Source organism: Micromonospora sp. NPDC049301, from assembly GCF_040678715.1.
Taxonomy (GTDB): Bacteria; Actinomycetota; Actinomycetes; order Mycobacteriales; family Micromonosporaceae; genus Micromonospora.
The window spans coordinates 443,173-456,851 of the sequence record NZ_JBFAQO010000006.1 but is presented as its reverse complement, the minus strand read 5'-3'; the positions used below and the strand labels follow the sequence as shown (position 1 = coordinate 456,851).

The 13,679-nt window shown below is 74.5% G+C and carries 14 protein-coding genes and 1 pseudogene; 8 read left to right on the top strand and 7 right to left on the bottom strand.

Annotated elements, in window-relative coordinates:
- The 4 genes from AB0K07_RS20845 to AB0K07_RS20830 all read right to left on the bottom strand — a co-directional run bounded on the left by AB0K07_RS20845 (position 1) and on the right by AB0K07_RS20830 (position 3,073).
- Positions 1-828 (bottom strand): sigma-70 family RNA polymerase sigma factor, encoded by an 828-nt coding sequence (locus AB0K07_RS20845; RefSeq protein WP_363757048.1) that lies wholly within the window; start codon positions 826-828, stop codon positions 1-3.
- A gap of 275 nt (positions 829-1,103) precedes the next feature.
- On the bottom strand, positions 1,104-1,721 hold the full coding sequence (locus AB0K07_RS20840; protein WP_363757047.1) for an alpha/beta family hydrolase: 618 nt from the start codon (positions 1,719-1,721) through the stop codon (positions 1,104-1,106).
- A 53-nt stretch (positions 1,722-1,774) separates the two neighbouring features.
- Positions 1,775-2,167, bottom strand: a complete 393-nt coding sequence (locus tag AB0K07_RS20835; protein ID WP_363757046.1) for a WhiB family transcriptional regulator — start codon at positions 2,165-2,167, stop codon at positions 1,775-1,777.
- Between the two features lie 195 nt (positions 2,168-2,362).
- The gene (locus AB0K07_RS20830) at positions 2,363-3,073 is read right to left on the bottom strand and encodes an SOS response-associated peptidase (protein ID WP_363757045.1); all 711 of its coding nucleotides are present in this window, start codon (positions 3,071-3,073) and stop codon (positions 2,363-2,365) included.
- Positions 3,074-3,175: 102 nt separating this feature from the next.
- On the opposite strand from AB0K07_RS20830, the gene aroA reads away from it, so the two are divergent.
- The 4 genes and pseudogenes from aroA (at position 3,176) to AB0K07_RS20810 (ending at position 7,438) form a co-directional block, all read left to right on the top strand.
- Positions 3,176-4,477 carry a 3-phosphoshikimate 1-carboxyvinyltransferase gene (gene aroA / locus AB0K07_RS20825; protein ID WP_363757044.1) on the top strand — a complete coding sequence of 434 codons (1,302 nt, stop codon included), beginning with the start codon at positions 3,176-3,178 and terminating at the stop codon, positions 4,475-4,477.
- Between the two features lie 121 nt (positions 4,478-4,598).
- Positions 4,599-5,609, top strand: coding sequence for a ribosome small subunit-dependent GTPase A (gene rsgA / locus AB0K07_RS20820; RefSeq protein WP_363757043.1), 1,011 nt, complete (start codon positions 4,599-4,601; stop codon positions 5,607-5,609).
- A 28-nt stretch (positions 5,610-5,637) separates the two neighbouring features.
- Positions 5,638-6,456 (top strand): histidinol-phosphatase, encoded by an 819-nt coding sequence (hisN, locus tag AB0K07_RS20815; RefSeq protein ID WP_363757042.1) that lies wholly within the window; start codon positions 5,638-5,640, stop codon positions 6,454-6,456.
- A 59-nt stretch (positions 6,457-6,515) separates the two neighbouring features.
- Positions 6,516-7,438 (top strand): annotated as a pseudogene (locus AB0K07_RS20810) (hypothetical protein).
- Here AB0K07_RS20810 and AB0K07_RS20805 read toward each other — a convergent pair.
- Positions 7,396-8,595 carry a glycosyltransferase gene (locus AB0K07_RS20805; protein WP_363757041.1) on the bottom strand — a complete coding sequence of 400 codons (1,200 nt, stop codon included), beginning with the start codon at positions 8,593-8,595 and terminating at the stop codon, positions 7,396-7,398. The pseudogene AB0K07_RS20810 and the gene AB0K07_RS20805 sit on opposite strands and share 43 nt — an antisense overlap.
- 235 nt (positions 8,596-8,830) lie before the next feature.
- On the opposite strand from AB0K07_RS20805, the gene AB0K07_RS20800 reads away from it, so the two are divergent.
- The 3 genes from AB0K07_RS20800 (at position 8,831) to AB0K07_RS20790 (ending at position 11,291) form a co-directional block, all read left to right on the top strand.
- Positions 8,831-9,829 carry an SDR family oxidoreductase gene (locus AB0K07_RS20800; protein WP_363757040.1) on the top strand — a complete coding sequence of 333 codons (999 nt, stop codon included), beginning with the start codon at positions 8,831-8,833 and terminating at the stop codon, positions 9,827-9,829.
- A complete protein-coding gene (locus AB0K07_RS20795) occupies positions 9,829-10,629 on the top strand; it encodes an ATP-binding protein (protein ID WP_363757039.1) in 801 nt (266 codons plus the stop codon). The genes AB0K07_RS20800 and AB0K07_RS20795 overlap by 1 nt, the downstream gene beginning before the upstream one ends.
- Before the next feature lie 89 nt (positions 10,630-10,718).
- Positions 10,719-11,291 (top strand): DUF5709 domain-containing protein, encoded by a 573-nt coding sequence (locus AB0K07_RS20790; protein WP_363757038.1) that lies wholly within the window; start codon positions 10,719-10,721, stop codon positions 11,289-11,291.
- 6 nt (positions 11,292-11,297) lie between these two features.
- Here the strand turns inward: AB0K07_RS20790 and AB0K07_RS20785 are convergent, their stop codons facing one another.
- Entirely contained in the window at positions 11,298-11,951 is a 654-nt protein-coding gene (locus AB0K07_RS20785; RefSeq protein ID WP_363757175.1) for a response regulator transcription factor, read from the bottom strand.
- A 14-nt stretch (positions 11,952-11,965) separates the two neighbouring features.
- Positions 11,966-13,099, bottom strand: coding sequence for a DUF5931 domain-containing protein (locus AB0K07_RS20780; RefSeq protein ID WP_363757037.1), 1,134 nt, complete (start codon positions 13,097-13,099; stop codon positions 11,966-11,968).
- 120 nt (positions 13,100-13,219) lie between these two features.
- Here AB0K07_RS20780 and AB0K07_RS20775 point away from each other — a divergent pair, with 120 nt between their 5' ends.
- On the top strand, positions 13,220-13,675 hold the full coding sequence (locus AB0K07_RS20775) for an ATP-binding protein (RefSeq protein WP_363757036.1): 456 nt from the start codon (positions 13,220-13,222) through the stop codon (positions 13,673-13,675).
- The last annotated feature ends 4 nt before the right edge of the window (positions 13,676-13,679 follow it).

The window sequence follows — 13,679 nt, the reverse complement described above, 5'->3', positions numbered from 1 at the left end:
TCACACCTCCCGGCCGGCAGCGGCAGCGGCAGAACCCTTCGAGGAGCGGGCGGCACTGAAGCCCCGCTCCTCGGCGTACTGCTCGAGCAGCTTGCGCAGATTACGACGGCCGCGGTGCAGACGCGACATCACGGTGCCGATCGGCGTGCCCATGATGTCGGCGACCTCCTTGTAGGAGAAGCCCTCGACGTCGGTGAGGTAGACGGCGAGCCGGAACTCCTCCGGCAACTGCTGAAGGGCCTCCTTGACGTCGCTGTCCGGCAGGCGGTCCAGTGCCTCGGTCTCCGCCGAGCGCAGCCCACTGGAGGTGTGCGACTCGGCCTCGGCGAGCTGCCAGTCGGTGATCTCCTCGGTGGGCGCCTGGATCGGCTGGCGCTGCCGCTTGCGGTAGGAGTTGATGTAGGTGTTGGTCAGGATCCGGTAGAGCCAGGCCTTCAGGTTGGTGCCCTGCTCGAACTGGTGGAAGGCGGCGTACGCCTTCAGGTAGGTCTCCTGGACCAGATCCTCGGCATCCGCCGGGTTGCGCGTCATCCGCAGCCCAGCAGCGTAGAGCTGATCGACGAATGGCATCGCGTCCCGCTCGAAACGGGCCCTGCGCTCGTCCGTCTTCTCGGTGGTCAACCGCACATCCCCTCGCGTCGGATGCTTTCCCGCCGAGGATACGCGCACGGACCTGCCCACAGATTCACTTCCGGTCGGTGTGCCCGTGCTCACCGCACCCAGCTCGCCCGATCCCGCCGTGGCGGGCCAGTCCGGGCCATCCAGCAGCTGCCTCAGCTGCCAGGTGTCCCGTTCGCCCTGTTCCAGGCTCCGTGTCTCGGTCGGCACCGGTCACCCCCTCGCAGAAAAGTTGTCCGGAGGTAGTAACGCGAAAAGCCGGGTGGGGCATTCCGGCCCACCCTCCCGTTCCTGGTCCCGGCCCCGGCGGTGGCCGGCGCTGGGACCAGGAAGGGCCTGGGAGGACTGGCCCCGCCGGTCGGAATCCGGTTGGCGGCACCATCGGATGCAACGACCCGCGCCCGGCACCGGACACGGTTCGCCCGGCCGACCCGGCTCGCCCGACGGGCACCCGGCAGCGCGATCCGAAGCACCGCCCGGCGGGGTCAGCCGGCCGCCCAGCCCTGGGCGCGCAGCCACTCTCGCACCACGGCTGCCGTGCCGGTCGGATCCCTTCGCAGGTCGTGCGTCTCCCCCGGCCGGGTCACCACCTGCACGGCCGGCCCCGGCTCCGGCACCCCGAACGGGTCCCGGTCGCCGTTGACCACCAGCGTTGGCAGCCCGGTGGCCAGCTCGGTCGCCCGGGAGCGCTCCGGCCGCCCGGGCGGGTGCAGTGGAAAGGCCAGCGCGAGAACGCCGGCCGCGCCCACCGCGCGGGCCGTGCGGCAGGCCACCCGGGCACCGCTGGAGCGACCGCCGACCAGCAGCGTCGGGACGTCGGGACGTCGGTCGCGCAACGCGCCGAGCACCGCCGTCCAGGCCTCGTCGAGGTGCCCGGCGGGGGCCGGCGCACGCCGGCCGGCGACCCGGTAGGGCTGGGTCACCCGCACCACCGCCAGACCGGCCGCGACGGCCGCGTCGCGCACGGCGAGCAGGTCGGGCGCGTCCACGCTGCCGCCCGCACCGTGCCCGAGCACCAGCAGGGCGGCGGCCGGCCCGGCCGGCAGGTCGGTGTCGATGCGCGCCGGACCGCGCGGAGTCTCGATCTCGTCGCTGGGCAGCACCGGTTCATTCTGCGCCGCCCCCGCCGGCACCCGGGACGGGACCGGGCCGGAGGTCAGCTCAGCGGGACCAGGGTGAGCAGGCGGTCCCGCACCGGGGGGCCCGCCTCGTCCACGGCGTCCGGATCCGGCTCGACCTCACCGCGCCAGGCGACCAGCATCGCCCGCCGCTCGCGGGGCGTCGTGGCGCCCCACACGCCGTGGCAGTCACCCACCTCCAGCGCCCAGGCCAGGCAGGACCCCTGCACGTCGCAGCTGCGGCACAGCGCGACGGCGGCGTCCGCCGGTTCGTTCGGCGCCGGAAAGAACGTCTCCGGATCGACGCTCTGGCACGTCCCTCTGGTGCGCCACGCGTCATCCTGTCGCCGTTCACGCAAGGCCCGCAGCAGTCGCGGATCTCGCCGCGCGGCGGCCACCTCGTGCGGGCGGGGCATACGCGCCCGTGTCATCCACCCACCTCCCCCGTGGGACCGGCAAGATCGATGGATGTCGTCCGCCCCGTGCGAATCGACACCCACTACCGGCGCTGTGTTCTATCGCACTTCCGGACACCGGGACAAGGGGCTGCCGGGAAGATGACTGAACGGCCAGGAGACGAATCACGCGTAACCCCGGCAAATCGGCGCCCGACGATGTGCACGGGCTCAGAACAGCGTCAGCTCCTGCGGCGCCACCGCCGGTGCCAGCGGCACCCGGGCGATCAACTGCGGCCCGTCGTTGCGGACGTCACCCACCGCCGGCCCGACCGGACGGACCTCCAACCCGGCCAGCTGGTCGGCCGCCGGCGGGGCCAGCAGACGCTCCGGCTCGTCGGTCGGCGCCAGCCACGACGACCACCGCTCCGGCGGCAGCAGCACCGGCATCCGGTCGTGCACCTCGGCCAGCTCGCCGAGCGCCGCGGTGGTCAGCACACTGAAGGTGAGCCGGGTGTCGGCCCCGGACTCCCAGACCGACCAGATGCCGGCCAGGGCGAGCACCGAGCCGTCGGTGCGGGTCATGTAGTACGCCTGCCGCCCACCGTCGGGCTGGCGGACCCACTCGTACCAGCCGTCGGCCGGGACCAGGCAGCGGCGACGGGCGAACGCCCCGGCGTACGCCCGGCTGGTGGCGATCGTCTCCGCCCGGGCGTTGATCATGCGGGCCGCCCCGGCGGCGGACCGGGACCAGTGCGGGAGGAAGCCCCAGCGGCCGACGCAGAGGCTGCGGTGCCCCTCTGGGCTGACCCGGACCAGCGGCACCGGGTCGGTCGGCGCGACGTTGTGGTCCGGCCGGATCCCGCCGTCGGTGTCGTCGGACGACTCGAACAGCGCGCTCAGCTCGCCGGAGCCCCGGGTCGTCGCGTACCTGCCGCACATGGGCACACGCTAACCCGTCGAGGGCCCTGCCGGCTGTCCCGCCAACCGGGAGCAGGACCGCCGGTCGCCGCCGCCCACCGGCCGACACGGCAGAATGTAACCGTGGGGAACCTGACCGCGACCCGGCCGCCTCAGCCGTGGACCGCACCGACCGCCTCGGACCCGGTGGCGGCGACGCTGCGCCTGCCCGGGTCCAAGTCGATGACCGCGCGCGCCCTGGTGCTCAGCGCGCTGGCCGCCGGCCCGTCGACGCTCGCCGGGCCGCTGCGCGCCCGGGACACCGAACTCATGGCGGCCGGCCTGCGGGCGATGGGCGCACACATGTCGATCAGCGACGACGAGCGCTGGCTGGTCCGGCCGCACCCGCTGGTCGGCCCCGCACACGTGGACGTGGGGCTGGCCGGCACGGTGATGCGGTTCGTGCCGCCGGTGGCGGGGCTCGCCGACGGCCGGATCACCTTCGACGGCGACCCGCAGGCCCGCACCCGGCCACTCGGCCCGCTGATCGGCGCGCTGCGCTCGCTGGGCGTCCGGATCGACGTCACCGGCGCGGGCAGCCTGCCGCTGACCGTGCTCGGCGCCGGCCGGATCACCGGCGGCGAGGTGGTGATCGACGCCTCCGCGTCCAGCCAACTGGTCTCCGGGCTGCTGCTGGCCGCCCCGCGCTACGACCAGGGCGTCGTGGTCCGGCATGTCGGCCCGCCGGTGCCCTCCGCGCCGCACCTGCGGATGACGGTGCAGATGCTGCGCGCCGCCGGCGCGGCCGTCGACGACACCACCCCCGACGTGTGGACCGTCGAGCCCGGCCCGCTCACCGGCCGCGGCTGGGAGATCGAGCCCGACCTTTCCGGGGCGGTCCCGTTCTTCGCCGCCGCGCTGGTCACCGGCGGCGAGGTCACCCTCCAGGGCTGGCCACGCAGCAGCGCCCAGCCGGTCGAGCAGCTGCGCTCGCTGCTGCACCGGATGGGCGGCGAGGTCACCCTCTCCACCACCGGGCTGACCGTCCGGGGCTCCGGCGTGGTGCACGGCCTCACCGCCGACCTCTCCGACGTGAGCGAGCTGACCCCGGCGCTGACCGCGCTGGCCATGCTGGCCGACTCGCCGTCGGTCTTCACCGGCATCGGGCACATCCGCGGCCACGAGACCGACCGGCTGACGGCGCTGGCCCGGGAGTTCGCCGCGCTCGGGGCGGACATCACCGAGGCGCCGGACGGGCTGGAGATCCGGCCCCGGCCGCTGCGCGGCGGCGTCTTCCACACCTACCACGACCACCGGATGGCACACGCCGCCGCGGTGGCCGGGCTGGCCGTGCCGGGCATCGAGGTCGACGACGTGGGCTGTACCTCCAAGACCATGCCCGAGTTCCCGGCACTATGGTCAGCGATGGTGACCGGCAAGAGCTGACGCGAGAAGAGGACGGGTCCTGGCGACCAGACGGCGGGAGTACGACGAGGACGACGTACGGGTCCGGCCCGGGAAGTCCTCGCGTCCGCGTACGCGTACCCGACCCCGGCACGCCGACGCGGTGGACGGCTTCGTCATCGCCGTCGACCGGGGGCGTTACACCTGTGTGCTGGCCGGGGCCGAGCACGGGGTGGTCGGTGCCGAGCTGCCCACCGTCACCGCGATGCGGGCCCGTGAGCTGGGTCGCAAGTCGGTGGTGGTCGGCGACCGCGTCGGCCTGGTCGGGGACACCTCCGGCGCGGAGGGCGCTCTCGCCCGCATCGTCCGGATCGCCGAGCGCCGCTCGGTGCTGCGCCGCACCGCCGACGACGACGAGACCACCGCCGAGGGCCGGCTGGAGCGGGTGGTGGTGGCCAACGCCGACCAGTTGGTGATCGTCAGCGCGTTGGCCGACCCGCCGCCCCGCACCGGGTTCATCGACCGCTGCCTGGTGGCCGCGTACGACGCGGACGTCGAGCCCCTGCTCTGCCTCACCAAGGCCGATCTGGCCGGCCCGGAGGAGGTGCTGGGCTACTACACCGAGCTGGAGCTGCCGTACGTGCTCAACCGCCCCGACTCCGACCTCGACGCGCTGCGCGCGTTGCTCGCCGGCCGGGTGTCGGTGCTGGTCGGGCACTCCGGGGTGGGCAAGTCGACGCTGGTCAACCGCCTCGTCCCGGACGCCGCCCGTGCCGTCGGCGTGGTCAGCGCGATCGGCCGCGGCCGGCACACCTCGACCAGCGCGGTGGCGCTGCGGCTGCCGCCGGTGCCCGGCGTCGACACCGACCCCGGCTGGATCATCGACACCCCGGGGATCCGCAGTTTCGGGCTGGCGCACGTCTCCGCCGACAGCCTGCTGCACGGCTTCCCCGACCTGGTCGAGGGGACCGTGGACTGCCCGCCCAACTGCCCGCACACCGCCGACGAGGCGGACTGCGGGCTGGACGCCTGGGTGGCCGCCGGCAAGGCCGACCCGCGCCGGCTGGCCTCGTACCGCCGGTTGCTCGCCTCCCGGGCCGGCGAGGGCGACCAGCGCGGCGAGACCGACCAGCGCGGGCCCGGCGAGGGCGACCGACGCGGCCCGGACGAGTGAGCCGCCGCGCGTCGGCTAGGTTGCCGGCATGACCGGGTACGCCGACGACCTCGACCTCGCCCACCTGCTCGCCGACCGGGCCGACGCCATCGCCACGGCCCGGTTCCGCGCGCTCGACCTGCGCGTCGAGGCGAAGCCCGATCTGACCCCGGTCTCCGACGCCGACACCGCCGTGGAGCGGGAGATCCGCGCGCTGCTGGCTGAGCACCGGCCGGCCGACGGACTGCTCGGCGAGGAGTACGGCGACCAGCCGGCCACCGACCCGGATGGTCGGCGGTGGATCGTCGACCCGATCGACGGCACCAAGAACTTCGTCCGCGGCGTGCCGGTCTGGGCCACCCTCATCGCGCTGTTCGACGGCGACCGGCCGGTGGTCGGCGTGGTGTCCGCTCCGGCGCTGGGCCGGCGCTGGTGGGCGAGCCTCGGCGGTGGCGCGTACGCCGGGCCGGGCCCCGCCGCCGGCGAGCGGATCAGGGTCTCCGCCGTGCGGCGGCTCGCCGACGCCAGCCTCTGCTACTCGTCCCTGACGGGGTGGGAGCGCGCCGGCCGGCTCGACGCGATGCTCGACCTGATGCGCAGCAGCTGGCGCAGCCGGGCGTACGGCGACTTCTACGGCTACATGCTGTTGGCCGAGGGCGCACTGGACGTGATGGCCGAGCCGGAACTGTCGCTGTGGGACATGGCCGCGCTGATCCCCATCGTCACCGAGGCGGGTGGCACGGTCACGGATCTGGCCGGTCGACCGGCCCCGGCGGGCGAGCCGGGCACCGAGAGCAGCCTGGTCGCCACCAACGGTGTGCTGCACGCCGACATCCTCGCCCGGCTCGATCGGCCAGCCGAGCGCTGACCCTCGGCAACCTCTATCCTCGCCAGGTGGTCTCCTCCGGCTGGTGCTTCCTCGCGGCGATGATCGTCGCTTACGGCGTCGCCAACCTGCTCCAGTCGGTGGCCGCGGCCCGCACCACGGTGCACCACACCTTCGATCCGGGCCTGCTGCTGCGGCTGGCCGGGCACCGGACGTACCTGGTCGGGCTGACCTGCCAGATCGGTGGCTTCGTGCTCGCCTTCCTGGCCCGGCGCGACCTGCCGCTGTTCCTGGTGCAGGCCAGCGTGGCCGCCGGGCTCGGGGTGACCGCCATCCTCGGCGTGCTGGTGTTGAAGTGGCGGTTACCGGTGGCCGAGGTGGCGCTGCTGGCCCTGCTCTTCGCCGGGATCACCGCGCTGGTGCTGGCCGCCCGGCCGGCGCCGTCCCGGCAGCTCGGCACCGCCGGCTCGGTCGCCCTGCTGGTGGCGCTCGGCGTGATCGCGGTTCTCGGCTTCTTCGCCGTCCGGTTGCAGGGGGCGCCCGGTTCGGTGGCCCTCGGCTCGCTGGCCGGGCTGGCGTTCTCCTCGGCCGCGGTGGCCGCCCGACCCCTGGCCTCCGCGCCGTCCGTCGAGGCGTTCCTCGCCGACCCGCTGTTCTACCTGCTGATCGTCCACTCGATCGTCGGCCAGCTGCTGCTCGGCCTGGCGATGCAGCGCGGCTCCACCACCGCCGCGGTCGCCGCCATGGACGCCGCCGGGGCGGTGCCGGCGGCGATCGTCGGCCTCCTGCTGCTCAACGACAAGATCTGGCCGGGGCGGGAGTGGCTGGCCGCGGTCGGCTTCCTGGTCACCCTCGCCTCGGTGATCGGGCTGACCCGGTACGCCGAGCCGCAGCACCACCACGCGAAGGCGCGCCGCCGCGACCGGACCATGGTGGGCGTCGGCCAGCCCGGCTGACGAGCACCAACCCGCCGGGCCCTGTTCAGGCTTCGACCGGCTTGCGGCGACTCACCACCCGCTCGTAGAGGCGCTCCAGCGCGCCGGCGGTCCGTTCCCACGTGTAACTGCTCCGGACCCGGTCCACCGCCGCGTGGCCGTAGGCGAACCGGCCGGCGTTGTCGGCGAGCAGCCGGCGCAGGGAGACCCCGAGCGTCCGCACGTCGCCGGGCGGCACCAGCCGGCCGGTGACCTCGTCGACGACGGCGTCCGCCAGACCGCCCATCGCGTAGCCGACCACCGGCACCCCGCACGCCATCGCCTCGAGCGAGACCCGCCCGGCCGACGAGTAGTGCGGCGTGCAGGCCACCACGTCCGCGGACCGGTACCAGGTGGCCATCTGGTCGTGCGGCACCGCACCGACGAGCCGCACCTGGTCGGCCACCCCGGCCTGTTCGGCCAGCTCCCGCAGCCGGCGCGCCTCCGTGTGGTTGGCCAACCGGTCGACCAGCGGCCCGCCGGCGATCACCAGCTCGGCGTCGCCGACCAGCCGCATCGCCCGGATCAGGTCCTCCTGGCCGTGCCCTGGCGAGAGCCCGCCCACGGAGAGGATCCGCGCCCGCTGCTCGCGCGGCGCCGCCTCACCGTCGGGGTGGAACTGCTCGGTGTCCACCCCCGCCGGCACCATCGCCACCGAGCTGCGTTGCAGGCCCATCCGGGTCAGCTCGTCCACCTCGTCGTTGTTCTGGGCGACCGCGATGTCCACCGCCCGGGTCAGCGCGCGTTCCAGCGGGATCCGCTCCCCCGGGCCGTCGTATCGGCCGCCCAGGTGGCGCAGCTGCTCCACGCCGAGCGAGTGGAAGGTCTGCACCACCGGGATGTCGGTCTCCCGGACGGCGTGCGCCGCGGCCAGGCCGCCGATCCAGTAGTGCCCGTGCACCACCTCGGGTCGCCAGGCACCGGCCCACTCGTCGGTCAGCCAACGGCCGAACTCGGTGACGTGTGGGATCAGCCCGGCGGTGGGCAGCGGCGTGGGCGGGCCGGCTGGCACCCGGTGCACCCGGTAGCCGTCGACGTCCACCGTCACCGGCAGCCCTGGGTCGTCCCGACGCTCGTAGAGCCGGACGTCGTGGCCTCGGCCGGCCAGCTCGGCGGCGACCCGCGCGATGTGCTGTCGGGTGCCGACCGGCGGGCCGTCGGCGTGCCGGTACGAGCTGGTGTGCGCGCAGACGAGGCCGACGCGCATGGGTCACCTCCCTGCGATCTTTCCTCGGCAGTGGTCCTCCCGGTCAGAGCGTCCCATTAACCCGGTGACCAGAAGCCGAAACCTGGCAGATCGGGAACAGTCCCCGCGAGTGCCACCGACACTTGCGCCACGGCAATCACGTCAGCCCCGCCGCGACCCCGCGGGGCGCCGATCCCGCACCGATCGGGTAGTGGCCGGTGGTATGACCGGGGCCCGCCCGGGGTACCGCTCAGGAATGCCACTGACCCGGAGCCTGGACGATTCGACAGTGGTGATCACCGGCGCCTCCAGCGGGATCGGCACGGCCACCGCGTACGCCCTGGCGCGCCGGGGCGCCGCCGTCGTGCTGGCCGCCCGCAGCGAGCCGGCGCTTCGGCAGGTCGCCCAACACTGTCGGCAACTGGGTGGCCGGGCGCTGGCCGTGCCGACCGACGTGACGGACCTGGAGTCGGTGCAGCGGCTGGCCGACCGGGCGGCGGCCGAGTTCGGGCGGATCGACGCGTGGGTGAACAACGCCGCGGTGAGTGCGGTGGGGCTGTTCGACGAGATCCCGGTCGCCGAGTTCCGCCGCGTGCTCGAGGTGAACCTGCTCGGCGCGGTGCACGGCATCAAGGCCGCGCTGCCGCACCTCAGCGCGGCCGGCGGCGGGGTGCTGGTCAACAACGCCTCGGTGCTGGCCGAGGTGGCGATGCCGTACCAGTCGGCGTACAACGCCACCAAGCACGGCATCCGGGGGCTGGCCGACACCGTCCGCCAGGAGCTGCGGGTCACCGGCCGGGGGCAGGTGTCGATCTGCACCGTGCTGCCGGCCACCATCGACACCCCGTTCTTCCGGCACTCGGCGAACCACAGCGGCCGAGAGCTGGTGCCACCGCCGCCGATCTACCCGCCGGAGGTGGTCGCCGAGACCATCGTCCGGCTGCTGCGCCGGCCACGCCGCGAGGCGTACGCCGGCGGCGCCGCCCGGCTGCTCGGCCTGCAGTGGCGGCTGGCACCGGCGCTGGCGGAGCGGGCCCTCGGTTGGTACGTCCACCGCGCGCAGTTCGGCCCGGGCGCGCGGGTGGACACCAGCGGCAACGTGTTCCACGCCGACGCGCAGGGCCGCCGCGACGGCGGCTGGCACGGCCGGCGGCGGCAGCTGGTACGCATGACCGCCGCGTTCGGCCTAGCCGCCGCGGGCACCGCGGTCGGCACGATGGCGGCGATCAGCCGCCGGTCGCGGCTGGAGCGCTGATGACCGGGTTCGGTCGCCCGGATGCGACGCCGGTCACCCGGGAGCACAATGGGGCGATCATGTCGACCCGCGCGCGTTGCCTGGTGGAGATCGACGAGTCGTCCCCGGTGGTCCGGCTGACCGGAGTGCTCGACGCCGCCGGCGCGGGCATGGTTCGGGACGCTCTGCTCTCCCGACTCTGCGACCGACCCGGCCCGGTGGTGGCCGACGTGACCGGGCTGCGGGTCGCCGACCAGGTCGGGCTGGGCGTCTTCGCCGAGGTCCGCCAGGAGGTTGCCGACTGGCCCGCCGCGGACCTGCTGCTCTGCGACCCGGCGGTCTCCGGCTCCGGCGGGGCCCAGGCCACGCTGGCCGGCGTCCCGGCCTGGCCCAACCTGGGCGACGCGCTGGCGGCGGCGCCGCTGGCGGCGGTCCTCACCGCCGAGCTGGCACCGACGGTGGGCGCCGCCCGAGAGGCCCGCGAGCTGGTCATGACCGGCTGTCTGCACTGGGACGTGCGGACGCTGGCCGAGACGGCGAGCATCGCGATCACCGAGATGGTCAACAACGTGGTGGCGCACGCCCGGACCCCGATGACCATCCGGCTGGCTCCGCAGGCCGGCACCCTGCGCGTGGCGGTTCGCGACCACTCCCCGCTCCGGCCCACGTTCGGCGGGCTGGCCCCGTCGACCCGGGCCGGCGGGCGGGGCCTACTGCTGATCGACACGATGGCCCGCCGGTGGGGCAGCAGCGCCGTACCGGACGGCAAGGTCGTCTGGTGCGTGCTGGATCCCGAGGACGAAACCGACGCCCTGGCCTGACGGGGCGTTGCCGCCCTGGTGTCCGGCTCACCACCAGCGGGGCGGCGGTCCCCCGGTTACGGCGGCAGGGCAGCGGGTAGTGATCAGACATGCGCGACAACGAGTACCCGACCCCCGTGTCCGACCCCGAGGCGGACGGGCTGCCCGACACCGCCGACGACGACTCGAGCGCCAACGACGACGTGCTCACCGGGCGCGAGGCGGACGGTCCCGATCCGGCCCAGCTGCCCGGCGATCGGACGCCGGTGGCGGTGGACCGGTTCGGGACCACCGCCGAGGAACAGCTCGACGGTGAGTCGTTGGACTACAAGCTCCAGCGGGAGAGCTTCGAACGCCCGGTGGACGACCCGCTGGCCGGCCCGGTCGACCCGAAGATCGCCTTCGAGGCGGAGAACGAGGCGGCCGCTGCCGAGGCCCAGCTGGACGCCGACGTGATGGACCCGGGCCCCACCTCGGACCCGAACTCGCCGGTCTCCCTCTACGACCACGGCCAGCTCGGCACGGTGGCCGACCACACGGTGGGCCGGCTGGTGGAACCGGACGAGGGGGCGCACACCGACCAGGAGACCGACTCCGTGGCGTACGACGCCGGTTCAGCCGGCGGCGGTGCGAGCGCCGAGGAGCTGGCCATCCACGAGACGGAGCCGCCGCGCTCGGTCTGAGCGGTCTCAGTCGTCCAGGCCGCGCTCGATCGCGTACCGGGTCAGCTCGACCCGGTTGTGCAGGTGAAGTTTGCCCAAGGTGTTCTGCACATGGTTCTGCACCGTGCGGTGCGACAGCCCGAGCCGCTGCGCGATCTGCTTGTACGACAGTCCCTTGGCCACCAGACGCAGCACCTCGGTCTCCCGGTCGGTGAGGCGCGGCGCCCCGGGCTCCCCGCCGCCGGCCGACCTGGCGTCCACCCCCGGGCCGGCGGCCAGCCGGCGGTACTCGCCAAGGACCAGCCCGGCGAGGCCGGGGGTGAACACCGGGTCGCCGGCCGCCGTGCGCCGGACCGCGTCGAGAAACTCGGCCGGCGCCGTCGACTTCACCAGGTACCCGGTGGCCCCCGCCTTGACCGCGTCCAGCACGCTCTGCTGTTCCCCGCTGGCGCTGAGCATCAGCACGCGCACGTCGGGAAGCGCCGCGCGCAACCCCCGGACCACCTCGACACCGGAGATGTCCGGTAGTTGCAGGTCGAGGACGACCACGTCCGGTCGGGCTGCGGCGGCCACCCGGATCGCCTGCCGCCCCTCACCGCTGGTGGCCACCACCAGGAAACCGGCCTCGGTGAGGTCCCGGGCCACGCCCTCGCGCCACATCGGGTGGTCGTCGACCACCATCACCCGCACCGCGGTCACGGCTCGGCCCTCGGCACGGTCAGCTCGATCTCGGTGCCGGCCTCCGGCGCCGACACGATCCGGGCCGTTCCGCCCAGGTCCGCCATCCGACCCCGGATCGACTGGGTCACACCGAGTCGGCCCTGAGCGGCCGCCTCCGCCAGCCGGCCGTCCGGGATGCCCGGCCCCTCGTCGCGGATCGACACGGTCACGGTCGCCCCCTCGTCCTCGATCAGCACCCAGGCCCGCCCGTCGGCGTGCCGCCCCACGTTGTCCAGTGCCGCGCCGGTCGCGGCGGCCAGTTCCCCGGCCACGCGACGGGGCAGCGGCACCGGGGTGGCCGGCGCGGAGAGCGACACCGCCGGTGAGGCGTACCGGCCGAGCAGCGTCCGCAGATCCACGACGCCGGCCGCGTCCGGGGCGCCGCCATCGGCCGGGGCGGCGCCGGCGATCAGCGCGCGCAGCGCGGCCTCCTGCTCGCCGGCCAGCCGGGCCAGCTCGCCAGCCTCGCCGGGCAGGTCGGCGCCGCGCCGCTGCACCAGTGCCAGCACCTGGAGAACCGAGTCGTGGATGTCGCGGGCCAGCCGCTCCCGCTCCCGGGTCGCGGCCTCCAGCTCCACCGCACGTTGCAGCCGCTCCTCGGCCGTCACCGCGAGCCGGGCCACGTGCCCGACCACCACTCCGGCGAGCAGCATCAGGATCACCCCGGTGAACGAGGACTGGGCGATCCGCTCCCGGGTGGCCAGGTCCGCGCCGGCGACCAGCAGCGCGGCCACGGTGCCCCGCCGCCGGCCACCGGAGACGGCCCAGGCCAGGACCGGGCCCGCCATCCAGGCCACACCCAGAGTGGGTACGCCGGTGGCGAGCGCCGCCCGGCCGACCACCCACGGGGTGGACAGCACGACGGCCATCACCACCCCGAGGTCGGCCAGCAGCAGCGGCCACCGCCGCCAGGCCGGGCGCGCGTACCCGATCGCGGTCGCCCCCGTCCAGGCGATCATCACCAGGACCAGGGCGCCGACCGCGAACGGGTGGGCGTACCGGTCGGCATCGCGCACCGCGAGCACGCAGACGTACGCCAGGGACGCGAACCGGAACACCGCGAGCGCCCGCCAGAGCGGCACCTCGAATCCACCCGACGGCGACGGCATGGCGGTCAGGATGCCACAGTCGGACCAGCCGGGCGGCCGGCGGCGAGTGCGGTTCGAGAAACCCTGACGTACGGTGGAAAAGCCGCGAAATTCTCCGAGATTCGCCGTCGGGACGGGGCCATGACGAACGCAGATCCGCACGCACCGCGTACGGTTGTGCCCATCGAACCTGCCCTGCTGATCGCCGAGGCCTTCGATCAGGCCGAGGTGACCGAGATCCGACACTCGGTCACCTCCTGCGCGCACGCCTGCGGGCTGGCCGGCCAGCGGCTGGACGACTTCGTGCTGGCGGTCAACGAGCTGATCACGAACGCGGTGCGGCATGGCGGCGGGCGAGGGTGGCTGCGGCTCTGGCGAGAGTCGGGGACGCTGGTCTGCGAGGTCGCCGACCACGGGCACGGGATCAGCGCGCAGCGGCTCGGCGACCGGCGCCGACCGGCTCCGGACACCGCGGGCGGCTGGGGCCTCTGGCTGGCCCGCGAGCTGACCGACACCATGGAGGTGGCCACCGGCACCGCCGGCACCACCGTCCGCATCACCTCGGCCCTCGTCATCCCCAACCACACCCCGCACTGACCCC

Coding starts and splice junctions, on each gene's coding strand:
- AB0K07_RS20835 (WP_363757046.1), bottom strand. CDS start 2,167: ATGACACGGGCGCGTATGCCCCGCCCGCACGAGGTGGCCGCCGCGCGG.
- AB0K07_RS20830 (WP_363757045.1), bottom strand. CDS start 3,073: ATGTGCGGCAGGTACGCGACGACCCGGGGCTCCGGCGAGCTGAGCGCG.
- hisN (WP_363757042.1), top strand. CDS start 5,638: ATGACCGGGTACGCCGACGACCTCGACCTCGCCCACCTGCTCGCCGAC.
- AB0K07_RS20805 (WP_363757041.1), bottom strand. CDS start 8,595: ATGCGCGTCGGCCTCGTCTGCGCGCACACCAGCTCGTACCGGCACGCC.
- AB0K07_RS20800 (WP_363757040.1), top strand. CDS start 8,831: ATGCCACTGACCCGGAGCCTGGACGATTCGACAGTGGTGATCACCGGC.
- AB0K07_RS20795 (WP_363757039.1), top strand. CDS start 9,829: ATGACCGGGTTCGGTCGCCCGGATGCGACGCCGGTCACCCGGGAGCAC.
- AB0K07_RS20790 (WP_363757038.1), top strand. CDS start 10,719: ATGCGCGACAACGAGTACCCGACCCCCGTGTCCGACCCCGAGGCGGAC.
- AB0K07_RS20785 (WP_363757175.1), bottom strand. CDS start 11,951: ATGGTGGTCGACGACCACCCGATGTGGCGCGAGGGCGTGGCCCGGGAC.
- AB0K07_RS20780 (WP_363757037.1), bottom strand. CDS start 13,099: ATGCCGTCGCCGTCGGGTGGATTCGAGGTGCCGCTCTGGCGGGCGCTC.
- AB0K07_RS20775 (WP_363757036.1), top strand. CDS start 13,220: ATGACGAACGCAGATCCGCACGCACCGCGTACGGTTGTGCCCATCGAA.